This is a genomic window from Burkholderia sp. IO2 (assembly GCF_029522185.1).
Classification (GTDB): domain Bacteria; phylum Pseudomonadota; class Gammaproteobacteria; order Burkholderiales; family Burkholderiaceae; genus Burkholderia; species Burkholderia cenocepacia.
On record NZ_JAKWFH010000035.1, the window covers coordinates 1 to 15,440 of the forward strand.

General features: G+C 67.2%; 13 protein-coding genes. 3 read left to right on the forward strand and 10 right to left on the reverse strand.

Annotated features, from left to right (window positions below; genetic code table 11):
* Positions 1–1,092 precede the first annotated feature (1,092 nt).
* Entirely contained in the window at positions 1,093–2,607 is a 1,515-nt protein-coding gene (gene fliD, locus MMB92_RS21955) for a flagellar filament capping protein FliD (protein WP_048988512.1), read from the forward strand.
* 126 nt (positions 2,608–2,733) lie between these two features.
* Here the strand turns inward: fliD and MMB92_RS21960 are convergent, their stop codons facing one another.
* Positions 2,734–3,381: a hypothetical protein gene (locus MMB92_RS21960; RefSeq protein WP_034204093.1), complete on the reverse strand. Its 648-nt coding sequence runs from the start codon at positions 3,379–3,381 to the stop codon at positions 2,734–2,736.
* Between MMB92_RS21960 and MMB92_RS21965 the strand changes: the two genes are divergently transcribed.
* The gene (locus MMB92_RS21965; RefSeq protein WP_226245005.1) at positions 3,323–3,613 is read left to right on the forward strand and encodes a hypothetical protein; all 291 of its coding nucleotides are present in this window, start codon (positions 3,323–3,325) and stop codon (positions 3,611–3,613) included. The two genes, MMB92_RS21960 and MMB92_RS21965, sit on opposite strands and share 59 nt — an antisense overlap.
* A 185-nt stretch (positions 3,614–3,798) precedes the next feature.
* Here MMB92_RS21965 and MMB92_RS21970 read toward each other — a convergent pair whose 3' ends face one another.
* From MMB92_RS21970 to rbsK, 3 genes are read right to left on the reverse strand one after another with little or no spacing between them, the layout of a single operon-like run.
* Complete coding sequence (locus MMB92_RS21970; RefSeq protein WP_006497910.1) at positions 3,799–4,746, reverse strand: dihydrodipicolinate synthase family protein; 948 nt, start codon at positions 4,744–4,746, stop codon at positions 3,799–3,801.
* Positions 4,747–4,789: 43 nt separating this feature from the next.
* Positions 4,790–6,109 carry an MFS transporter gene (locus tag MMB92_RS21975; protein WP_077057125.1) on the reverse strand — a complete coding sequence of 440 codons (1,320 nt, stop codon included), beginning with the start codon at positions 6,107–6,109 and terminating at the stop codon, positions 4,790–4,792.
* 60 nt (positions 6,110–6,169) lie between these two features.
* On the reverse strand, positions 6,170–7,096 hold the full coding sequence (gene rbsK / locus MMB92_RS21980; protein ID WP_048988509.1) for a ribokinase: 927 nt from the start codon (positions 7,094–7,096) through the stop codon (positions 6,170–6,172).
* 241 nt (positions 7,097–7,337) lie between these two features.
* On the opposite strand from rbsK, the gene MMB92_RS21985 reads away from it, so the two are divergent.
* Positions 7,338–8,429, forward strand: coding sequence for a LacI family DNA-binding transcriptional regulator (locus tag MMB92_RS21985; RefSeq protein ID WP_277562919.1), 1,092 nt, complete (start codon positions 7,338–7,340; stop codon positions 8,427–8,429).
* A 15-nt stretch (positions 8,430–8,444) separates the two neighbouring features.
* Here the strand turns inward: MMB92_RS21985 and MMB92_RS21990 are convergent, their stop codons facing one another.
* The 6 genes from MMB92_RS21990 to MMB92_RS22015 form a co-directional block, all read right to left on the reverse strand.
* Entirely contained in the window at positions 8,445–9,515 is a 1,071-nt protein-coding gene (locus MMB92_RS21990) for a lysozyme inhibitor LprI family protein (RefSeq protein ID WP_062911531.1), read from the reverse strand.
* Positions 9,516–9,646: 131 nt separating this feature from the next.
* Positions 9,647–10,675: a GTP-binding protein gene (locus tag MMB92_RS21995; protein ID WP_277562920.1), complete on the reverse strand. Its 1,029-nt coding sequence runs from the start codon at positions 10,673–10,675 to the stop codon at positions 9,647–9,649.
* Complete coding sequence (locus MMB92_RS22000) at positions 10,672–12,339, reverse strand: amidohydrolase (protein ID WP_212066768.1); 1,668 nt, start codon at positions 12,337–12,339, stop codon at positions 10,672–10,674. The genes MMB92_RS21995 and MMB92_RS22000 overlap by 4 nt, the downstream gene beginning before the upstream one ends.
* 21 nt (positions 12,340–12,360) lie before the next feature.
* Positions 12,361–13,755 (reverse strand): sodium:solute symporter family protein, encoded by a 1,395-nt coding sequence (locus MMB92_RS22005; protein WP_212066770.1) that lies wholly within the window; start codon positions 13,753–13,755, stop codon positions 12,361–12,363.
* A gap of 82 nt (positions 13,756–13,837) precedes the next feature.
* Positions 13,838–14,035 carry a DUF3311 domain-containing protein gene (locus tag MMB92_RS22010; protein ID WP_006490947.1) on the reverse strand — a complete coding sequence of 66 codons (198 nt, stop codon included), beginning with the start codon at positions 14,033–14,035 and terminating at the stop codon, positions 13,838–13,840.
* Between the two features lie 232 nt (positions 14,036–14,267).
* The gene (locus MMB92_RS22015) at positions 14,268–15,392 is read right to left on the reverse strand and encodes a Fic family protein (protein WP_043205861.1); all 1,125 of its coding nucleotides are present in this window, start codon (positions 15,390–15,392) and stop codon (positions 14,268–14,270) included.
* Positions 15,393–15,440: the final 48 nt, after the last annotated feature.

The following is a 15,440-nucleotide window of genomic DNA, read 5'->3' on the forward strand; positions in this document are numbered from 1 at the left end:
CCTGGACCTCGGTCGGCGTCATCGGCCCCTTGACCAGTTGGTCCAGCAGTTCCTTGGGCAGTTCAGGCAGCGGCCCGCGGGCCGCGGCCTGACGCGCTACAGTTTGCCTTTTCTTCTTCATTGGCATTTCCATGACTTTTACACCTCATGATATGCCTCGCCCACGAAATCACGGATAGGTCCGAACGAGGTGTCCAGCGGCGTCGCGACCGCCAACGTCAACGCTCGATCCGGAATGGTTTCGTCTTCGCCTGAGGCGTATCCACTGTAACAGCCCCGGCCTGCCCCTTCGGTAGGGCCAACTGCCACTTTTCCCCTATTGGTCCGGATATGTGACAGCCTGAAATGCTTCATGTGCGTCCTTGGCGATGAATCCCGGTGCACGCCCAAAAACAACGCTAATCCCACCCACTAATACCGCTCCGATGCTCACCGCTTCGTTGACCTTGCGTTGGAGAGCCACCACCGTTTCACCCGCGGTTTTGGTCGGACCGCCACTCAACACCTCGTATCGCATTCTTTACGCTCCTTGTCCTAAGGGTCACACTCGGTCAATCGACGCCAGCGAAGAAGAAGTATCCCAGTGGGTCGAACCACGATGAAATATTTTTGATAAAAAATCCATATGATTCAAAGACGACGGATACCTCGAATCCGAGAGCGTATCGGATACTCGCAAGAAATGACTCCCCTTCAGCACACCGCCCATCCGCGTGCTGTTTAGCAAAATCGACGAAAAACATGTCATCGAACACTCATGTTTCCGGCAGGTTTTAAAATCCGGCGAAATTCCTTGATAAATACAAACATAATCATGCACTTGGACTGAAACGCCGCTCGTTTTCACCGAACCTGCACCAACCCTTCCCCCGGCCACACTTTCCGCAAGAATCATTACAAAAAATTACCAACCAATACCGATTTAAGAATACGATAGCGCACCGATTAATTCTTACGTTTTCCCGACACCCCAGCCATCCGCGGCGCGCGAGAAGCGGCATGCACGCGGATCGCCACGCACCCGCCCGGATCGCCGCCGGCCGGCTGGACCGCCGTTCGCGACTGGATCGCCTTTCAACCCGGAGCCCACCCATGCCAACGAACACGCCCGTCAACAGCAGCGCGAACGCGAACAGCCTGATGCAACAGGCAGCGCAGTCGATCATCAACGGCTCGACCGGCAATCCGGCGATGGACGTCGGCGCGCTCGTCAAGACGCTGGTGAACGCGAAAACAGCTGGCCGGGTCGCGACGCTGGCCGCTTCGCAAGCGAGCGGCAACACGCGGATTTCCGCGTTCGGCGCGTTGTCGTCGGCGCTCGGCGCGCTCGAGGCGGGCCTGACGTCGCTGAAGAACGGCGCACTGCAGTCGACGTTCAATGCCGTCGCGAGCGGCAAGGGGTTGACCGCGACGGCGGGCGCGGGCGCGGTGGCCGGCACCTACACGGTCGGCGTCACGCAGATCGCGACCGCGCAGGCGCTGTCGTCCGCGGGCTTCAACGGCAGCAAGGCGCTCGGCACCGGCACGCTGACGCTGTCGCTCGGCAGCCAGTCGTTCAAGGTCGAGGTCGGCAGCACCAACAACACGCTGGCGGGCATCGCGGCGGCGATCAACGGCGCGTCGGGCAACCCGGGAATCAGCGCGACGGTCATCAACGGCACGGACGGCGCGCACCTCGTGCTCGCGTCGTCGAAGACGGGCTCGGCGAACGCGATCAGCGTCGCCGTGGCCAACGTTGCCAACGACAGCGGCCTGTCGAACCTCGGCGTCACGTCGACGGCCGATCCGTCGGGTGGCGCGTCGAAGATCGATTCGGCAAACGGCGCGGCCGCCTGGCGGCAGAGCGCGGTCGCGCAGGATGCGAAATTCACGCTCAACGGGATCGCATCGACCAGCGCGAGCAACACGGTGTCGGGCGTGCTGACCGGCATCACGCTGAACCTGTCGGCGGCCGCGGTCAGCGCGACCGATACGCAGACGCTGACGGTCAGCACCGACACGAAATCGCAGGCCGCCACGATCACGAATTTCGTGAGCCTGTACAACACGGTCGTCAAGACGATGGGCGCACTGTCGAGCTACACGGCCGGCGCCAGCTCGCAAGGCGCGCTGATCGGCGATTCGACGCTGAACACGATCCGCAACGCGCTGGCGTCGATCGTCGCGCGCGGCGTCGACGGCGGCGGCGCCACCGAAAAGGGCAACGGACACGTGAACCTGTTGTCGATCGGCATCAAGCTCGAGCGGGACGGCACGCTGAACGTCGACAGCGCAAAGCTCGATAGCGCGCTATCCGCCAATCCGTCGGGCGTCGCGCGCCTGTTCAATCCGGAGAACGGGATCGGCACGCGCCTGGCCGACCAGATCACGCAGTTCACGAAGAAGAACGGAATGATCGACGTGCGCACGACCGCGCTGAACGCCGATCTGAAACGTGTCGCGCAGCAGCAGTCGGATCTGTCCGACTATGCAGCGCAATTGACCAAGCAGTATCAGGCCCAGTTCACCGCGCTCAATACGCTGATGACCCGGATGAATACCAACTCGCAATACCTGACGCGATTGTTTGGTGGTGCGAACAGTAACGGTACGCTGTCCAAGAGGTGAACGGCCGGGTCGCGGTACGCGCGGCCCCGCAGACGTCGCCCATGCCCGGCAGCGCGCCAGCGCCCGCCGGATCGACGTCACCGCGGCCGGCAGCCGGCCCGCAATTGTCCTCGACGCAGGCGCGCGTCAGCCGAGACCTTCGACGCGATCGGCGAACCAATCGATTGCGCGCGACACCTGACGCCCGAAATAGCCGGGCCGTTCGTGCTCGTACGCACGCAGCAGCGACGTGCATTCGCGCTCGGCCCAGCGCCACACCGGGCCCTGCTTCGCAAATACCGGATGGTCGCGCAACTCGGCAGGTACCGCGTGCTCATCCTCCCAGCCCCAGAAATAGGCCTGGTAGGCACGGGCGAACGGCATGCCCAGCTGTTGCGCGACGGTCTCGTCATGGCGCAGCGTGAAGTCGACGATCTCCTTGCGCGTGCGGCCGCTCACGCCGTCGTGGCGCGCCTCGATCCAGCAGTGATACCGCGCGAGTTGCGACAGATGCCGCGCGGTGCGGCGCCGCTCGCGCGTCGTGCACAGCGCGTACAGGTTGCCGCCGCCGAAATCCATCACTTCACCGCCGGCGAACGGCCGATAAGACTGGCCGGTCAACAGCGTCAGCACCCGCGCGCCGACGATCGCATAGTCGGCGCAGCGCATGTAGCCGCTACGCGTCGTCGCTTCCGACACGCTCCGGTGGACGACTTCATCGATCACGGCGTGCAGCATGGGATCAACCGGCGCCGCCAGGATCGGCGGCTGGCTTGTCGTCGTCACGTGTTGCATGGGCGAATGCGGCTTCAGCGGTTCATCGGCAAAAATCACTCCGGAGCATGGTATGACGAACCGTTACAACGCACGGCCGCGGAATTGCGCAGATTTGTGTGCTTTCGTCGCCTCGCGCAAGACATGTCGACAGTTCGTCGGACACGGCAAATGCGCGGCGTGGCGGATGGACGAGACGAACGTCGACAGCGCGCTCGCGGACCGCGGGCGGTTCGAGTTCGTGATGTCGTGACTGACGGCGGGAGGGGCGCGGCGGCAGGCGTTGCCGCCATCGACGGAAGGGGATCGCAACGAGTGCGCCGCGATTGCGGCGCATCGCGCAAAGCGGCTCGTGCTTGCAGGCACCGAGCGTGCCGCCGCATGCACGGCACGCGATGCGATCACGCGCCGCGCGGCTGGCGCGGCACGCGCCCTCCGTTATGACGCGGCAATCCGCCGGCGGAAATGTTCGGTGCCGGCCACGATCTTGTCGAGCACCGCGTCGAGCGCCCAGAAGCGTTCGCGCACGTCGTAGTCGATCGCACGGCATTTGATCGACCCGAACGTACCAATCCGCTGGTGATAGAGCTTCGCGAGCGCCGGGTAGCCCAGCGCCTCCGATACCGCCGAGACGACCAGGAACGTCGACAGTTCGTCGGCCAGCGCCGGATTCGACTCGCCCCGCGTGCGCAGCCACTGGTAGAGATCGGGATGGAAATTGGTGAACACGCCGTTGAAACCGGCCGACCCGGCCTTCATCGCGTCCCAGGCAATCGCGGCGTTCGCGTTCAGGATCTTCAGCGGCGATCCTGCGGCGAGCGCGACGCGGCGCTTCACCGTCGCGAGATCGCAACTCACGTCCTTGAGCATCACGAACCGGCCCGTGTCGATGCACGCGCGCAGTTCGTCATCCGACAGAAGCCGCCGGTACGGCGCCGGACATTCGTACAGACCGAGCGGGAGATCCGACGGTAACCGCGCAAGCAGCCGGTGCAGATGGTCGAGCAATGCGGCGCTGCCCTTGCGTTGCGGATCGAGCCGGTTGGTCACGAGCACGACGCCCTGCGCGCCCGATTCGGCCGCCGCGCACAGTTCGGCGACCTGCGCATCGAGATCGTCGCTGATGTGCCCGGACGCGACGACCGGCACACGCCCGCCCACCCGTTCGACCACGAAGCGCGCGAGTGCCGCGCGTTCGGCCAGGCTCAGGAACTGCATCTCGCTCGACTGCGCGACCGCGAACAATGCGTCGGATCCGTGCGCCAGATACCATTCGATGAGCCGCTCGAGTCCGGCGTAGTCGATCGCACCGGCGTCGTCGAACGGCGTCAGCATCACCGGCACGATCCCTTCGATGGTCACGTTCGATTGCTGCGGGTGTTGCATCTGTTTCTCCTTGCTTCAATGAATGCGGATGCAGGCGGCATGCTCAAGCCGGCAACGGCCCGGGCGCGGCGTTCGCGGCCTGTTCGGGAATCGGCTTGCGCACGAGCAGCAGGTACGCCATCGCACCGGTGAACGCGATCGCGGCCGCGGTGAGCAACGCGGGCACGAACGACCACCTCTGCGCGATGATGCCGGTCAGGATCGGTGCCAGCGCACCGCCGATGAAGCCGCCGAAATTCTGGATCGCGCCGAGCGACGCGATGCGGCTCGGCGGCGCGGCCGCCGTCGCGAGCGCCCACGAGCACGCCGACGCCGCGTTGGCGAGAAAGATCACGACCGAAATGCATGCGAGCGCAACCGTATTGCTCTGCACGAGCGCGGCCGGAATCGTGAACGCGACCATCCCGAGCATCGCGGCTACGACCGCATTGCGCCGGCTCGCCACCGGCGACCGGCTGCGGCGCGTGACGAAATCCGACAGCCAGCCCGCGACCAGCGAACCGACGAACCCGCACAGGAACGGCACCGATGCGGCAAACCCCGTGCGAACCAGGCTCATGTGCCGCTCCATCGTCAGGTAGCCCGGCAGCCAGGTCAGGTAGACCCAGTTCAGGTACACGGAGCCGAAGAAGCCGATCAGCATGCCCCAGGTCGTGCCGTGCGAGAACAGGCTGCGCCATTCGACGAAGGTCAGTTTCGGCGCGGCGACGACGCTTTGCGCATCGGCATCGAGATAACCGCGTTCGGCGACGGACAGTTCCGCGCGCACCGGGTCGCGATACAGCGCGAACCACACGACGGCGACGACGAGACCGAGCGCACCGGTCACGATGAACGCCCAGCGCCAGTCGAACGAGGCGACGAGAACCGACAGCAGCAGCGGCGCAAGCGCGGTACCGAGCGGCGACGCGGCATTGAAAATGCCGGTCGGCGTGCCGCGCGCGCGCAGCGGAAACCAGTTGCTCACCACGCGCGCGGCCGACGGGAATTGCGGCGCCTCGCCGATGCCGAGCACGATGCGCGCGACGATGAACCAGCCGAAGGTGGACACGATGCCGCCCGCCGCCTGCGCGAACGACCAGACGATCAGCCCGACGCCGAGCAGCCGGCGCGGGCCGATGCGGTCGACCAGCCCGCCGACCGGAAACTGGCACAGCGCATAGCTCCACGAGAAGGCCGACAGCAGCAGCCCCATCTGCGCGAGCGACAGGCCGAGATCGCCGCGGATCGCCGAACTCGCGACGGCCAGCGTGCCGCGATCGAGATAGTTGACGATCCCGCTCGCCATCAACAGCGCGAGCGCGATGCGTTGACCGCGCCGAATCCGTGGCGGCGCGTGCGGAACAGGTGGGTTGTCGTTCATGTCGATTGTCTCCATGTCACTGGTTTCGGCCGGGTTCGGCCGTTCCGTCGCATGCGGAATTCAGCTCTCCATACGGTCGACTTCGTCGCGCGTCGGAATCGACGTCTGCGCGCCGTGGCGCGTGACGCTGATCGCGGCCGCACGCTGGCCGAAGCCGATCGCGTCGTCCATCGACGCGCCGCCGGCTCGCGCGGCCGCGAACCCGCCGACGAACGTGTCGCCGGCCGCGGTCGTATCGACGGCCGCCACCGCGATCGCCGGATGGCGGCCGCTGCCTGCGCTGCCGCGCCAGCAGACGCCGCGCGCGCCGAGCGTGACGAGCACGTTGCCGACGCCCTTCGCGCACAGCGCCTCGGCGGCGCGCGCGGCCGACGCGTCGTCGCCGACCGCGATGCCGGTCAGCGACTCGGCCTCGGTTTCGTTGACGACCAGATAGTCGACCCGCGCCAGCAACGCATCGAAGAGCGGCCGTGCGGGGGCGGGATTCAGCAGCACCTGCGTGTGGTGCGCGCTTGCACAGGCAATCGCGCACGCCACGGTGGCGACCGGCACCTCGAGCTGACACACGAGCAGCGCGGCCCCGGCGATCGCGTCGCGCGCCGCATCGATCCGGTCGGCATCGACGCATGCATTCGCGCCGGGCACGACGACGATGCTGTTCGCGCCGTCGTCGTCGACCGTGATCGTCGCGACCCCGGTCGCCGTGCCGCCGATCCGGTGCAGGTGCGTCACGTCGATGCGCTCTGCCGCCAGCGCGCCGTGCAGGCGCGCACCGAACGCGTCGTCGCCGACGCAACCGATCATCGTGACCGATGCACCGAGGCGCGCGGCCGCGACCGCCTGGTTCGCGCCCTTGCCGCCGTGGACAGTCTCGAACGTCGTGCCGAGCAGCGTTTCGCCCGGCACCGGCAGGCGCGGCGCGCGCGTGACGAGGTCGATGTTGACGCTGCCGACGACGGCGATACGCGGTGACGTGGTGTCGCTCATACTCGAATGTAATCGCTTACATTTAAAGCCGACAAAATGGCCGGACAGGCCATCGCCTCTGAAAATTCCGCGATGCGGGTGAAATCCATGTCTGACATAATATGGAGCAGCAACAAGATAGCGCTTACATTCTCACAGGATCGAATGGAGATGCAAGCGGGACCACCATGAATCGAGGGTAAACAATGACGCGACTGGCAACGCACCGCGCCGGCAGGCCCATGCCGCCGGGAGACCGCCGATGAGCTCGCCCCCGTCCCGCGGTGGCGCGTCGCGGGCACGCCGCGGCAGCGGCCGCTCGGTACTCGGCGACGTCGCGAAACTGGCCGGCGTGTCGACCGCGACCGTCTCGCGCGTGTACAACGATCCCGGCAAGGTCTCGGCCGACGTGCAACAGCGCGTGCGCGACGCGGCGCTCGCGCTGAACTGGATTCCGAATGCGGCCGGCCGCGCGCTGGCGTCCACGCGCACCCACATCACCGGCGCGATCATCCCGACGCTGGACGACCAGGTGTTCGCATCGCAGGTCGCCGGCATGCAGACGGTCATGGCCGAGCACGGCATCACGCTGTTCCTCGGTTGCTCGAACTACGACCCCGCGCAGGCGCTCTCGCAGGTGCGCGCGATGCTGTCGCGCGGCGTGGAGGCCGTGTCGCTGGTCGGCGAAGCGTATCCGCCGGAACTGTTCGAACTCCTGGCGATGCATCGCGTACCGTACGTCGTCACGTATGCGTATCGCGACGACAGCCCGCACTGCTGCATCGGCTTCGACAACCGCGCGGCATTCGCGCGGCTCACCGCCCATCTGCTCGACCTCGGCCACCGCGATTTCGCGATCATCATGCAGCCGTCGACGGACAACGACCGCGTCCAGGCTCGCCTGCGCGGCATTCACGACACGCTTGCCGCGCATGGGCTCGCGGTGCGCCCCGTGCATCAGCACGAAGGCGCGGCCACGATCGCGTTCGGGCGGGCGAGCCTGCGTGCGATCGTCGGCTGCGACGCGGCGACGCGGCCGACCGCGGCGATCTGCGGCAACGACGCGCTCGCGCTCGGCGCGTTGCTCGAAGCACAGGCGCTCGGCATCGACGTGCCTGCGCAGTTGTCGATCACCGGATTCGACGACATCGCGCTCGCGCGCGAGATCCAGCCGCCGCTGACGACGATGTGGGTCGACACCGACGCGATCGGGCGCCAGGCCGCGCATGCGTTGCTCGATGCGCTCGAGAACGGCGCTACGGGGCCCGGCCATGCGGTCCAGCCCGAGTTGCGCATCCGGGCATCCGCGGCGGCGCCGGCGCAGACCCGCACGCGTGCGGCACGCAAGAAATAGCGAAGCAGCGCGTGCTTACTGCATCACGTCGATCGGCAGTGTCTTGTCGAGACGGTCGTGCCACGCGTTGATCGTCTTCGGCACGGTTTTCTTCCACGCCGGCACGTTCGAGTAATAACGCATCCGGACGTTGTTCTTCGCATCGAACACCAGCAGCCCGATCCACAGATCGGTGCCGCGGCGCATCACGATCGCCGCGTTCGTCGTCGCGATGCCGCGCACCCAGTACGACGTCACCTGTGCGTTGAGGCCGTCGAGATCCTTTTCGTCCGCGCTGAGATTGACCACGTCGACGAGCGTCTGATAGTCGGCGCCGAGCAGCTTGTGCGCGGTCGCGTTCTGCTGTGCATCGGCGACGACCTTGAGGCTCAGCAGGTCGGCAGGCGGCTTTGACTGCGACTGCGCGGCGGTCACGTAGTCGCCTGCGTACATGACGCCCATGCCTGCGCCGCAATCGATATCGGCACCCTGCTGCGTGACGCGGATGCGTCCGCCCTTCCGGTCGAAATCGAGCCGGCACTTGTCCCGGCGATAGGTGCCGCTGTCGCCGTGAAGCACGATGTCACCGTCGAGCCCGCCATCGTGCGCGCCGTTGTTGGCGCTCAACGCGAAATGCAGGCGCGGCGCTGTGCCGGTGAACGTCAGCACACCGCCGAACGATGGGTTGTCGCTGTCGAGATACCACGTCTGCTGCCAGCGATCGGCCGCGAGCGGCGTGCCGTTCAGGCTCGCAAGCCGTTCGCGATAACGGTCGCGCAGGCACGGCGCATCACCGCCGCACTGGTCGCGCTGCTTGAGCCACTTCAATTGCGCCTGCTTCAGCGCGGCCGTATCGCCGCCCTGCGCGAGCGCCCGCTTCCACGCCGTCGACAGCTCGCCGTCGAGCTTCGACAGCGCGGGGTTCGCACAGATCGTCTTCTCGGTGGGCGACGCGGCCTTCGCGCAGTCGAAGCCGGCCGCATGCGCGGCGACCGGCAGCAGCATCAGCAGTGCGGCCGCCGCGGCGGATGGCCAGTGCGGACGCTGCGTTTCACATGCGGGAATCGCGACTTGCCCGCGCACATTCGATCGGTTGTGGATGGTCATCGGCTTGATCGTCGCTGGGTCGCGCGCCCGTAGAAGCTACCGGTGCGCGACATTCGAGGTAAAAACACCCGGCCCGGCATGCAGCGCATGCGGCCGCCCCGCCGAAGCGTAACCCGAATGCGCGACGCCGATCAATCGACGTTCGATGCCGTCGCAACCGCTTCGTCAGCCACGCCGCAGTGCGCGATGCCGTCGCGCAACGCCGCTTCCGTCGCGGAGTCGATGAACCCGATGAACACCATCACGCCGTCGCCGTCGCGTGCGGTCAAGCCTTCGTCTTCCAGCGACGAAAACCGGATGCGCCGCGCGGCGACCTGACACGCGCGCGTGGCGATCGCCCCGTCTGCATCGGCCACGCGCACGATGCCCTTCGCGCGCAGGATCGTGCGTGGCAACGCCTTCAGCCATGCGCGCAGTCGCGCCTTGTCGAGCACGGCCCGCACGGTGACGGTGAGACTCGCGAACGCCGGCATCGCGTGATGCCCGATCGCCCGGTGCGAACGCGCGAGGTCGGTCGTCGCGCGACGATCGGGCACGGCCCCATCGAACAGCAACGCGAGCGGAATCTCGCCATGTCGTGCCGCAACGACGATGTCGGTCGACGCATGGGCGCGCACGTCGTCGAGCACCGCATCGCGCCGCTCGGGCGCCACGAGATCGAGCTTGGTCACGATGATCGCGCCCGCGCCGTCGAGCTGGCGCTGCGCCATCGCGCCGACCAGCGGGTCGGCCAGCGTGTCGCGCCACGCGAGCGCGTCGGCGACGACGAGCACCGACGTCAGCCGGAACGCACCGTTCAGCAGTCCGATCTGTGCGATCTTCGCGGGATCCGCCACGCCGCTCGCTTCGACGAGCAGCAGGTCGGGCTGCACGTCGCGCGTCGCGACGCGCGTCAGCGCATCGACGAGCGCGCCGCCGATCGTGCAGCAGATGCAGCCGTTGTCGAGTTCGATCACGTCGTCGCCGCGGGCTCGCACGAGACGCGCGTCGATGTTCACCGCACCGAAATCGTTGACGAGCACCGCGATGCGCCGGCCGTGCGGCGCCTGCAGGATCGCGTTGACGACCGTCGTCTTGCCCGCGCCGAGATAACCGCCGATCACCGCGAGGTCGATCGGCGTACGTGCAGTCACCCCGGCTGCATCGGCGTGCGCACTCATCGCGGCGACCGGAACACGCGTCCGCCGAGCACGGTGCCCCACACCGCGAGTTCCTTGAGGCGGGCGGGCGCGCACACCGACGGATCGTCGTCGAGCACCGCGAAATCCGCGAACTTGCCGACCTCGATGCTGCCGACGAGATGATCCATCCGCAACGTATAAGCCGCGCCGAGCGTGATCGCATGCAGCGCGTCGTCCACCGACAGCCGTTCGCCTTCTCCGAGCACGCGCCCGGACGCCGTCTCGCGCTGCACCGCGCACCACGCGGTGAACAGCGGGTTCAGCGGCGTGATCGGCGCATCCGAGTGCAGCGCGAACGGAATGCCGAGCCGCCGCGCGGAGCCGGCCGCGTCCATCCGGTTCGCGCGATCGGGGCCGATGGTCTGGCTGTAGTGCGCGTCGCCCCAGTAGTACAGGTGATTCGCGAAGAAGTTCACGCACATCCCGAGTGCACGCACGCGCTTGAGCTGCGCGGCGTCCGCCATCTGGCAATGCTGCAGCGTATGGCGATGGTCGGGGCGCGGATGGCGGGCGAGCAGCGTCGTCATCGCATCGAGCACGACGTCGGTCGCCTCGTCGCCGTTGGTGTGCACGTGCAGTTGCAGCCCGGCGCGATGAAACGGCTCGAACACGTCGACGAGCTGCGCGGGCGGGATCAGCCACAGCCCGTTCGGTTGCCCGCCCGCGTAGCCGGGCCAGCGCACGCGCGCGGTGAAGCCCTGGATCGAGCCGTCGACGATGAACTTCACCGGCCCGACATGCAGCTTGTCGGTGTTGCGTTCGATCTCCGCGAGCACGCTGTCGACGGAGCGCGCCGGATTGCGCTGCGGCGCGAACGCCGGCACGATCCGCACCGGGTAGTCGGGATCGGCGGTCACCTCGTGCAGCGTGCGATTGCCGTCGGGCGACAGGTCGTTGACGAGATCCGTGGCCGTCGTCACGCCCGCGAGCTGCGCGACGCGCCCGAAATTCCAGACCGCGTGCGGCTTCTCGCTCGCGGAAATCGCGAGCTTGCCGCCGATCGTCTGATACACCGGCAGCATCGCCGCGAACTCCTGCAGCTCGCCGGTCGGGCGACCGTCGGCGTCGCGCGACACGCCATCGATGTCGGTATCCTCGTCGATGCCCGCACGCGCGAGCATCGCGCCGTTCACGTTCATCAGGTGCACACTCGCATGCAGGATCGCGATCGGCCGTGCCGCCGACACGCGATCGAGTTCGCGCACCGTCAGCCGCGCGGTACCGAAGAAGATCGGATCGAAACCCCATGCGAGCAGCGGACCGTCGTCGGTGATCGCGCGTTCGGCTTCCATGAGCCGGTCGAGCACCGCGTCGAGCGAGCGCAGGCCCGGCCACAGCGTGCCGTCGGGGCCGCGCCGGTCGTAGTAGCCGACGTACACGGCGTCCCACATCGCGCCTTCCATCAAATGACAGTGCCCTTCGACGAGCCCCGGCATCAGCACCTTGTCGCGCAGCGTGTCGTCCGCCGCGCAGGCGCCGAAGCGCGTGGGCCATGCAGCCGCGTCGGCGGCGTCGCCGACCGCGAGAATGCGACCGTCGCGCACGGCGACGTGCGTGGCCGACGGTTGCGCCGGGTTCATCGTCAGGATGCGGCGCGCCGTGAAGATCGTCACGGGCGCGGCCGAAGTTGCGAATGCGTGCATGGGGCGCGTTTCTCCTTTGCGTCAGGATACGGCGTATTGCTTGACGGGGCGGCCATGCAGCATCGCATGCACGGCCACGACGACGAGCACGTTGACGACGAGACACACGAGCCCGAGGTTGATGCCGCCGAAATCGACATGGAACACGTAGAACACCATCGCGAGCACCTGGCTGCAGATCATCCCGGCGCCCACCGCGACCGGCCGCATCTGGCGCCGCGCGAGCAGGATCAGCACGCCCGGCAGGAACTGCGTGACGCCGTAGTACGTGGTGTTGATCAGCGTGAGCATCAGGTTCGGCGTGAGCAGCGTGGTCGCGATCGACAGCAGCAGGTAGCCGACGATCACGTATTTCGCCGCGCGCTTCTGGCGCGACTCGGGCAGGTTCGGCATCAGGTTGCGCGTGACGATCGGCCCGATCGCGAGGCAGATGCCGGCCAGCACCAGCAATCCCGACAGCGCGGCGCCGGCCGCGACGAGGCCGATCAGCCAGCCGGGCAACAGGTGCGTGACGGCCGCGAAGAACGCGTCGTTCGGCGATGCGAGCGTCAGGTTCGCGGTGATCGCGTAGTACGACGCGATCACGAGGAACGGATACATCAGCATGTACAGCGGCATCACGACCTGCGTGCGCCGGATCGCGTTCGGCCCGCGCGCGGTGAAGAAATTCTGCGCGGCGAACGGCATCAGGTAGAAACCGAGCGACTGGAACAGCATCGTGCTCATCGAGAAGCGCAGCTGCGAGCCGCTCATCGTGTTGCTGACCTGCCGGCTCGCGGCGTCGAACACCGGATGCACGCCGCCGACCTGCCACGCGACGGCGATGCCCGTCACGACGATCGCGAGCAGCATCAGGATGTCCTTCAGGATCGCGATATAGGCCGACGCGCGCACGCCGGAAATCGCGATGTACGTGAACGCGAGCGCCGCGCACACGAGGATCAGGTACAGCGGCTCGACGTGCCAGCCGAGCCCCTTGAGCGCCGCGACGAGCCCCGTGAACTGCAGTTGCCCCCACGGAATCAGGAACAGGATCGATGCGCACGCAACCACTAGTTCGAGCCCGTGGCTGCGATAGTGGCCCTTGAACAGATCGGGCAGCGTGATCGCGTTGTGGCGCTTGCCGGCCTCCCAGATCTTCGGGCCGACGAAATACCCGATCGGGTAGGCCAGCAGGATGTAGCCGAGGAACCACACGCCGTAGGTCGGGCCTTTCGCGTAGATGCCGCCGGGGAAGCCGACCATCGTGCCGATGCTGTAGATCTCGCCGGCGGTCAGGAAGAACACGAGCGCCGTGCCGAACTGGCGCGACGCGACGAAGAAGTCATGCACGCTCTGCTGGCCGCGGCCGCGGCCGGATCGAACGGCGAGATAGAGCGACAGCGCGATCAGCGCGGCGAAGACGACCGTTGACATGCGCACCTCTGCGAAAGGACGGAAAGCACGGGGTTCGCCGGAAAGCGCGGGGAGCGGCCGGCGGACCGCGACACGACGAGCGCTACGCTGCGCCGCCCGCGCGGCGGTCGAACAGCATCCAGCATGCGAACAGGCAGCCGGACGTCAGCACGAACCACGCGAAGATCCACATGAAGATGAACGGCACGCCCAGCACGTAGCGATCCTGCGCGGCCACCCACGGCAGCACGCCCATCACGCCGAGATACGGAATACCGATGCCGATCAGATACCTGAGCATGCGTGTCTCCTCGAATGCGGGTTCGTACGGAAAGCCGGTGCGCGGACGCGGCAGGCGGCGCCTGCGCGACATCCGGCGGCGAACCCAGTATTCGAAGACAAAAAGGCGGGCGATAGTGCCAGACGCGGGCAATCGCTTGGGCCAGCGACGGGCCGCCGGCGCGGCGCGGGAGCGATCGGCGGCACACCGCCACGGCAGGCCACCTCGTCCGGTGCGAGCCGCCGCGACGACGTCAGCCGTCGAACGGCACCCGTTCGTAGCTCGTGCTCCGGCCGCCGGACGACGAGCGACGCAGCATGCCGCGCTCGACGAGCTCCGTGATGTCGCGCAGCGCCGTGTCTTGCGAACATTTCGCGAGGGCGGCCCACTTGGTGGTCGTCAGCTTCCCTTCGAAGCCGTCGAGCAGGCGATTCATGACCTTGATCTGGCGTTCGTTCATCGCGACGCCGGCGTATCGCTGCCAGAAACGCGCCTTGATCAGCACCGCGTCGAGCGTCGTGTGCGCGTGATCGATGGCCCGGCCCAGCGTATTCAGAAACCACGCGAGCCACTCGGTGACGTCGAGCGAGCCGCGCTGGGTACGCTCCAGCACGTCGTAATACGCATTGCGCTCGCGCTGGATCTGCGCGGACAGGCTGTAGAAACGCTGCGGACTCCGATCGGCGCGCGCCAGGACCAGATCGCCGAGCGCACGCGCGATACGACCGTTGCCGTCGTCGAACGGGTGAAGCGTGACGAACCACAGATGGGCGAGCCCGGCCCGGATCAGCAACGGCTCGGCCGGCGGCGCATTGAGCCACGCGAGAAAGCGCCCGATCTCGTACGTCAACCGCGCGGCCGGCGGCGCCTCGAAATGCACGCGCTGCCGGCCGATCGGCCCGGAAACCACCTGCATCGGCCCGCTCGCGTCCGAGCGCCAGCCGCCGACCGTGATCCGCGACAGCCCCGAATAGCCGGTCGGGAACAGCGCGGCATGCCATCCGAACAGCCGCGCCTCGGTGACCGGCGCGGCCGAATGGGTCGTCGCATCCAGCACCATGTCGACGACGCCTTCGACGTGCCGATCGACCGGCGCCAGCGCGCCGATGTCGACGCCGAGCCGGCGCGCGATCGACGACCGGACCGAGGCGACATTCAGGTTCTCGCCCTCAATCGCGCTGGTCTTGACGACGTCATCCGTCAGCGCGGCGAGGCTCGCTTCGTCGCGCAGCGCCAGGCCGATATCCGCCAGTCGCCCGGCCAGCATGCCTTGCGCACGGCTGACGTCGGCGAGCGGCGTGGCGAGGGCCGCGAGGTCGAAGCGCCATGCCGGCCAGTCGGCCGATTCCCAGATAAAGGTGTAATCTCCGCTCATCATGCGGAGATTATCCGCGCATTCACCGCATGACTCAACAATCTCCGCATA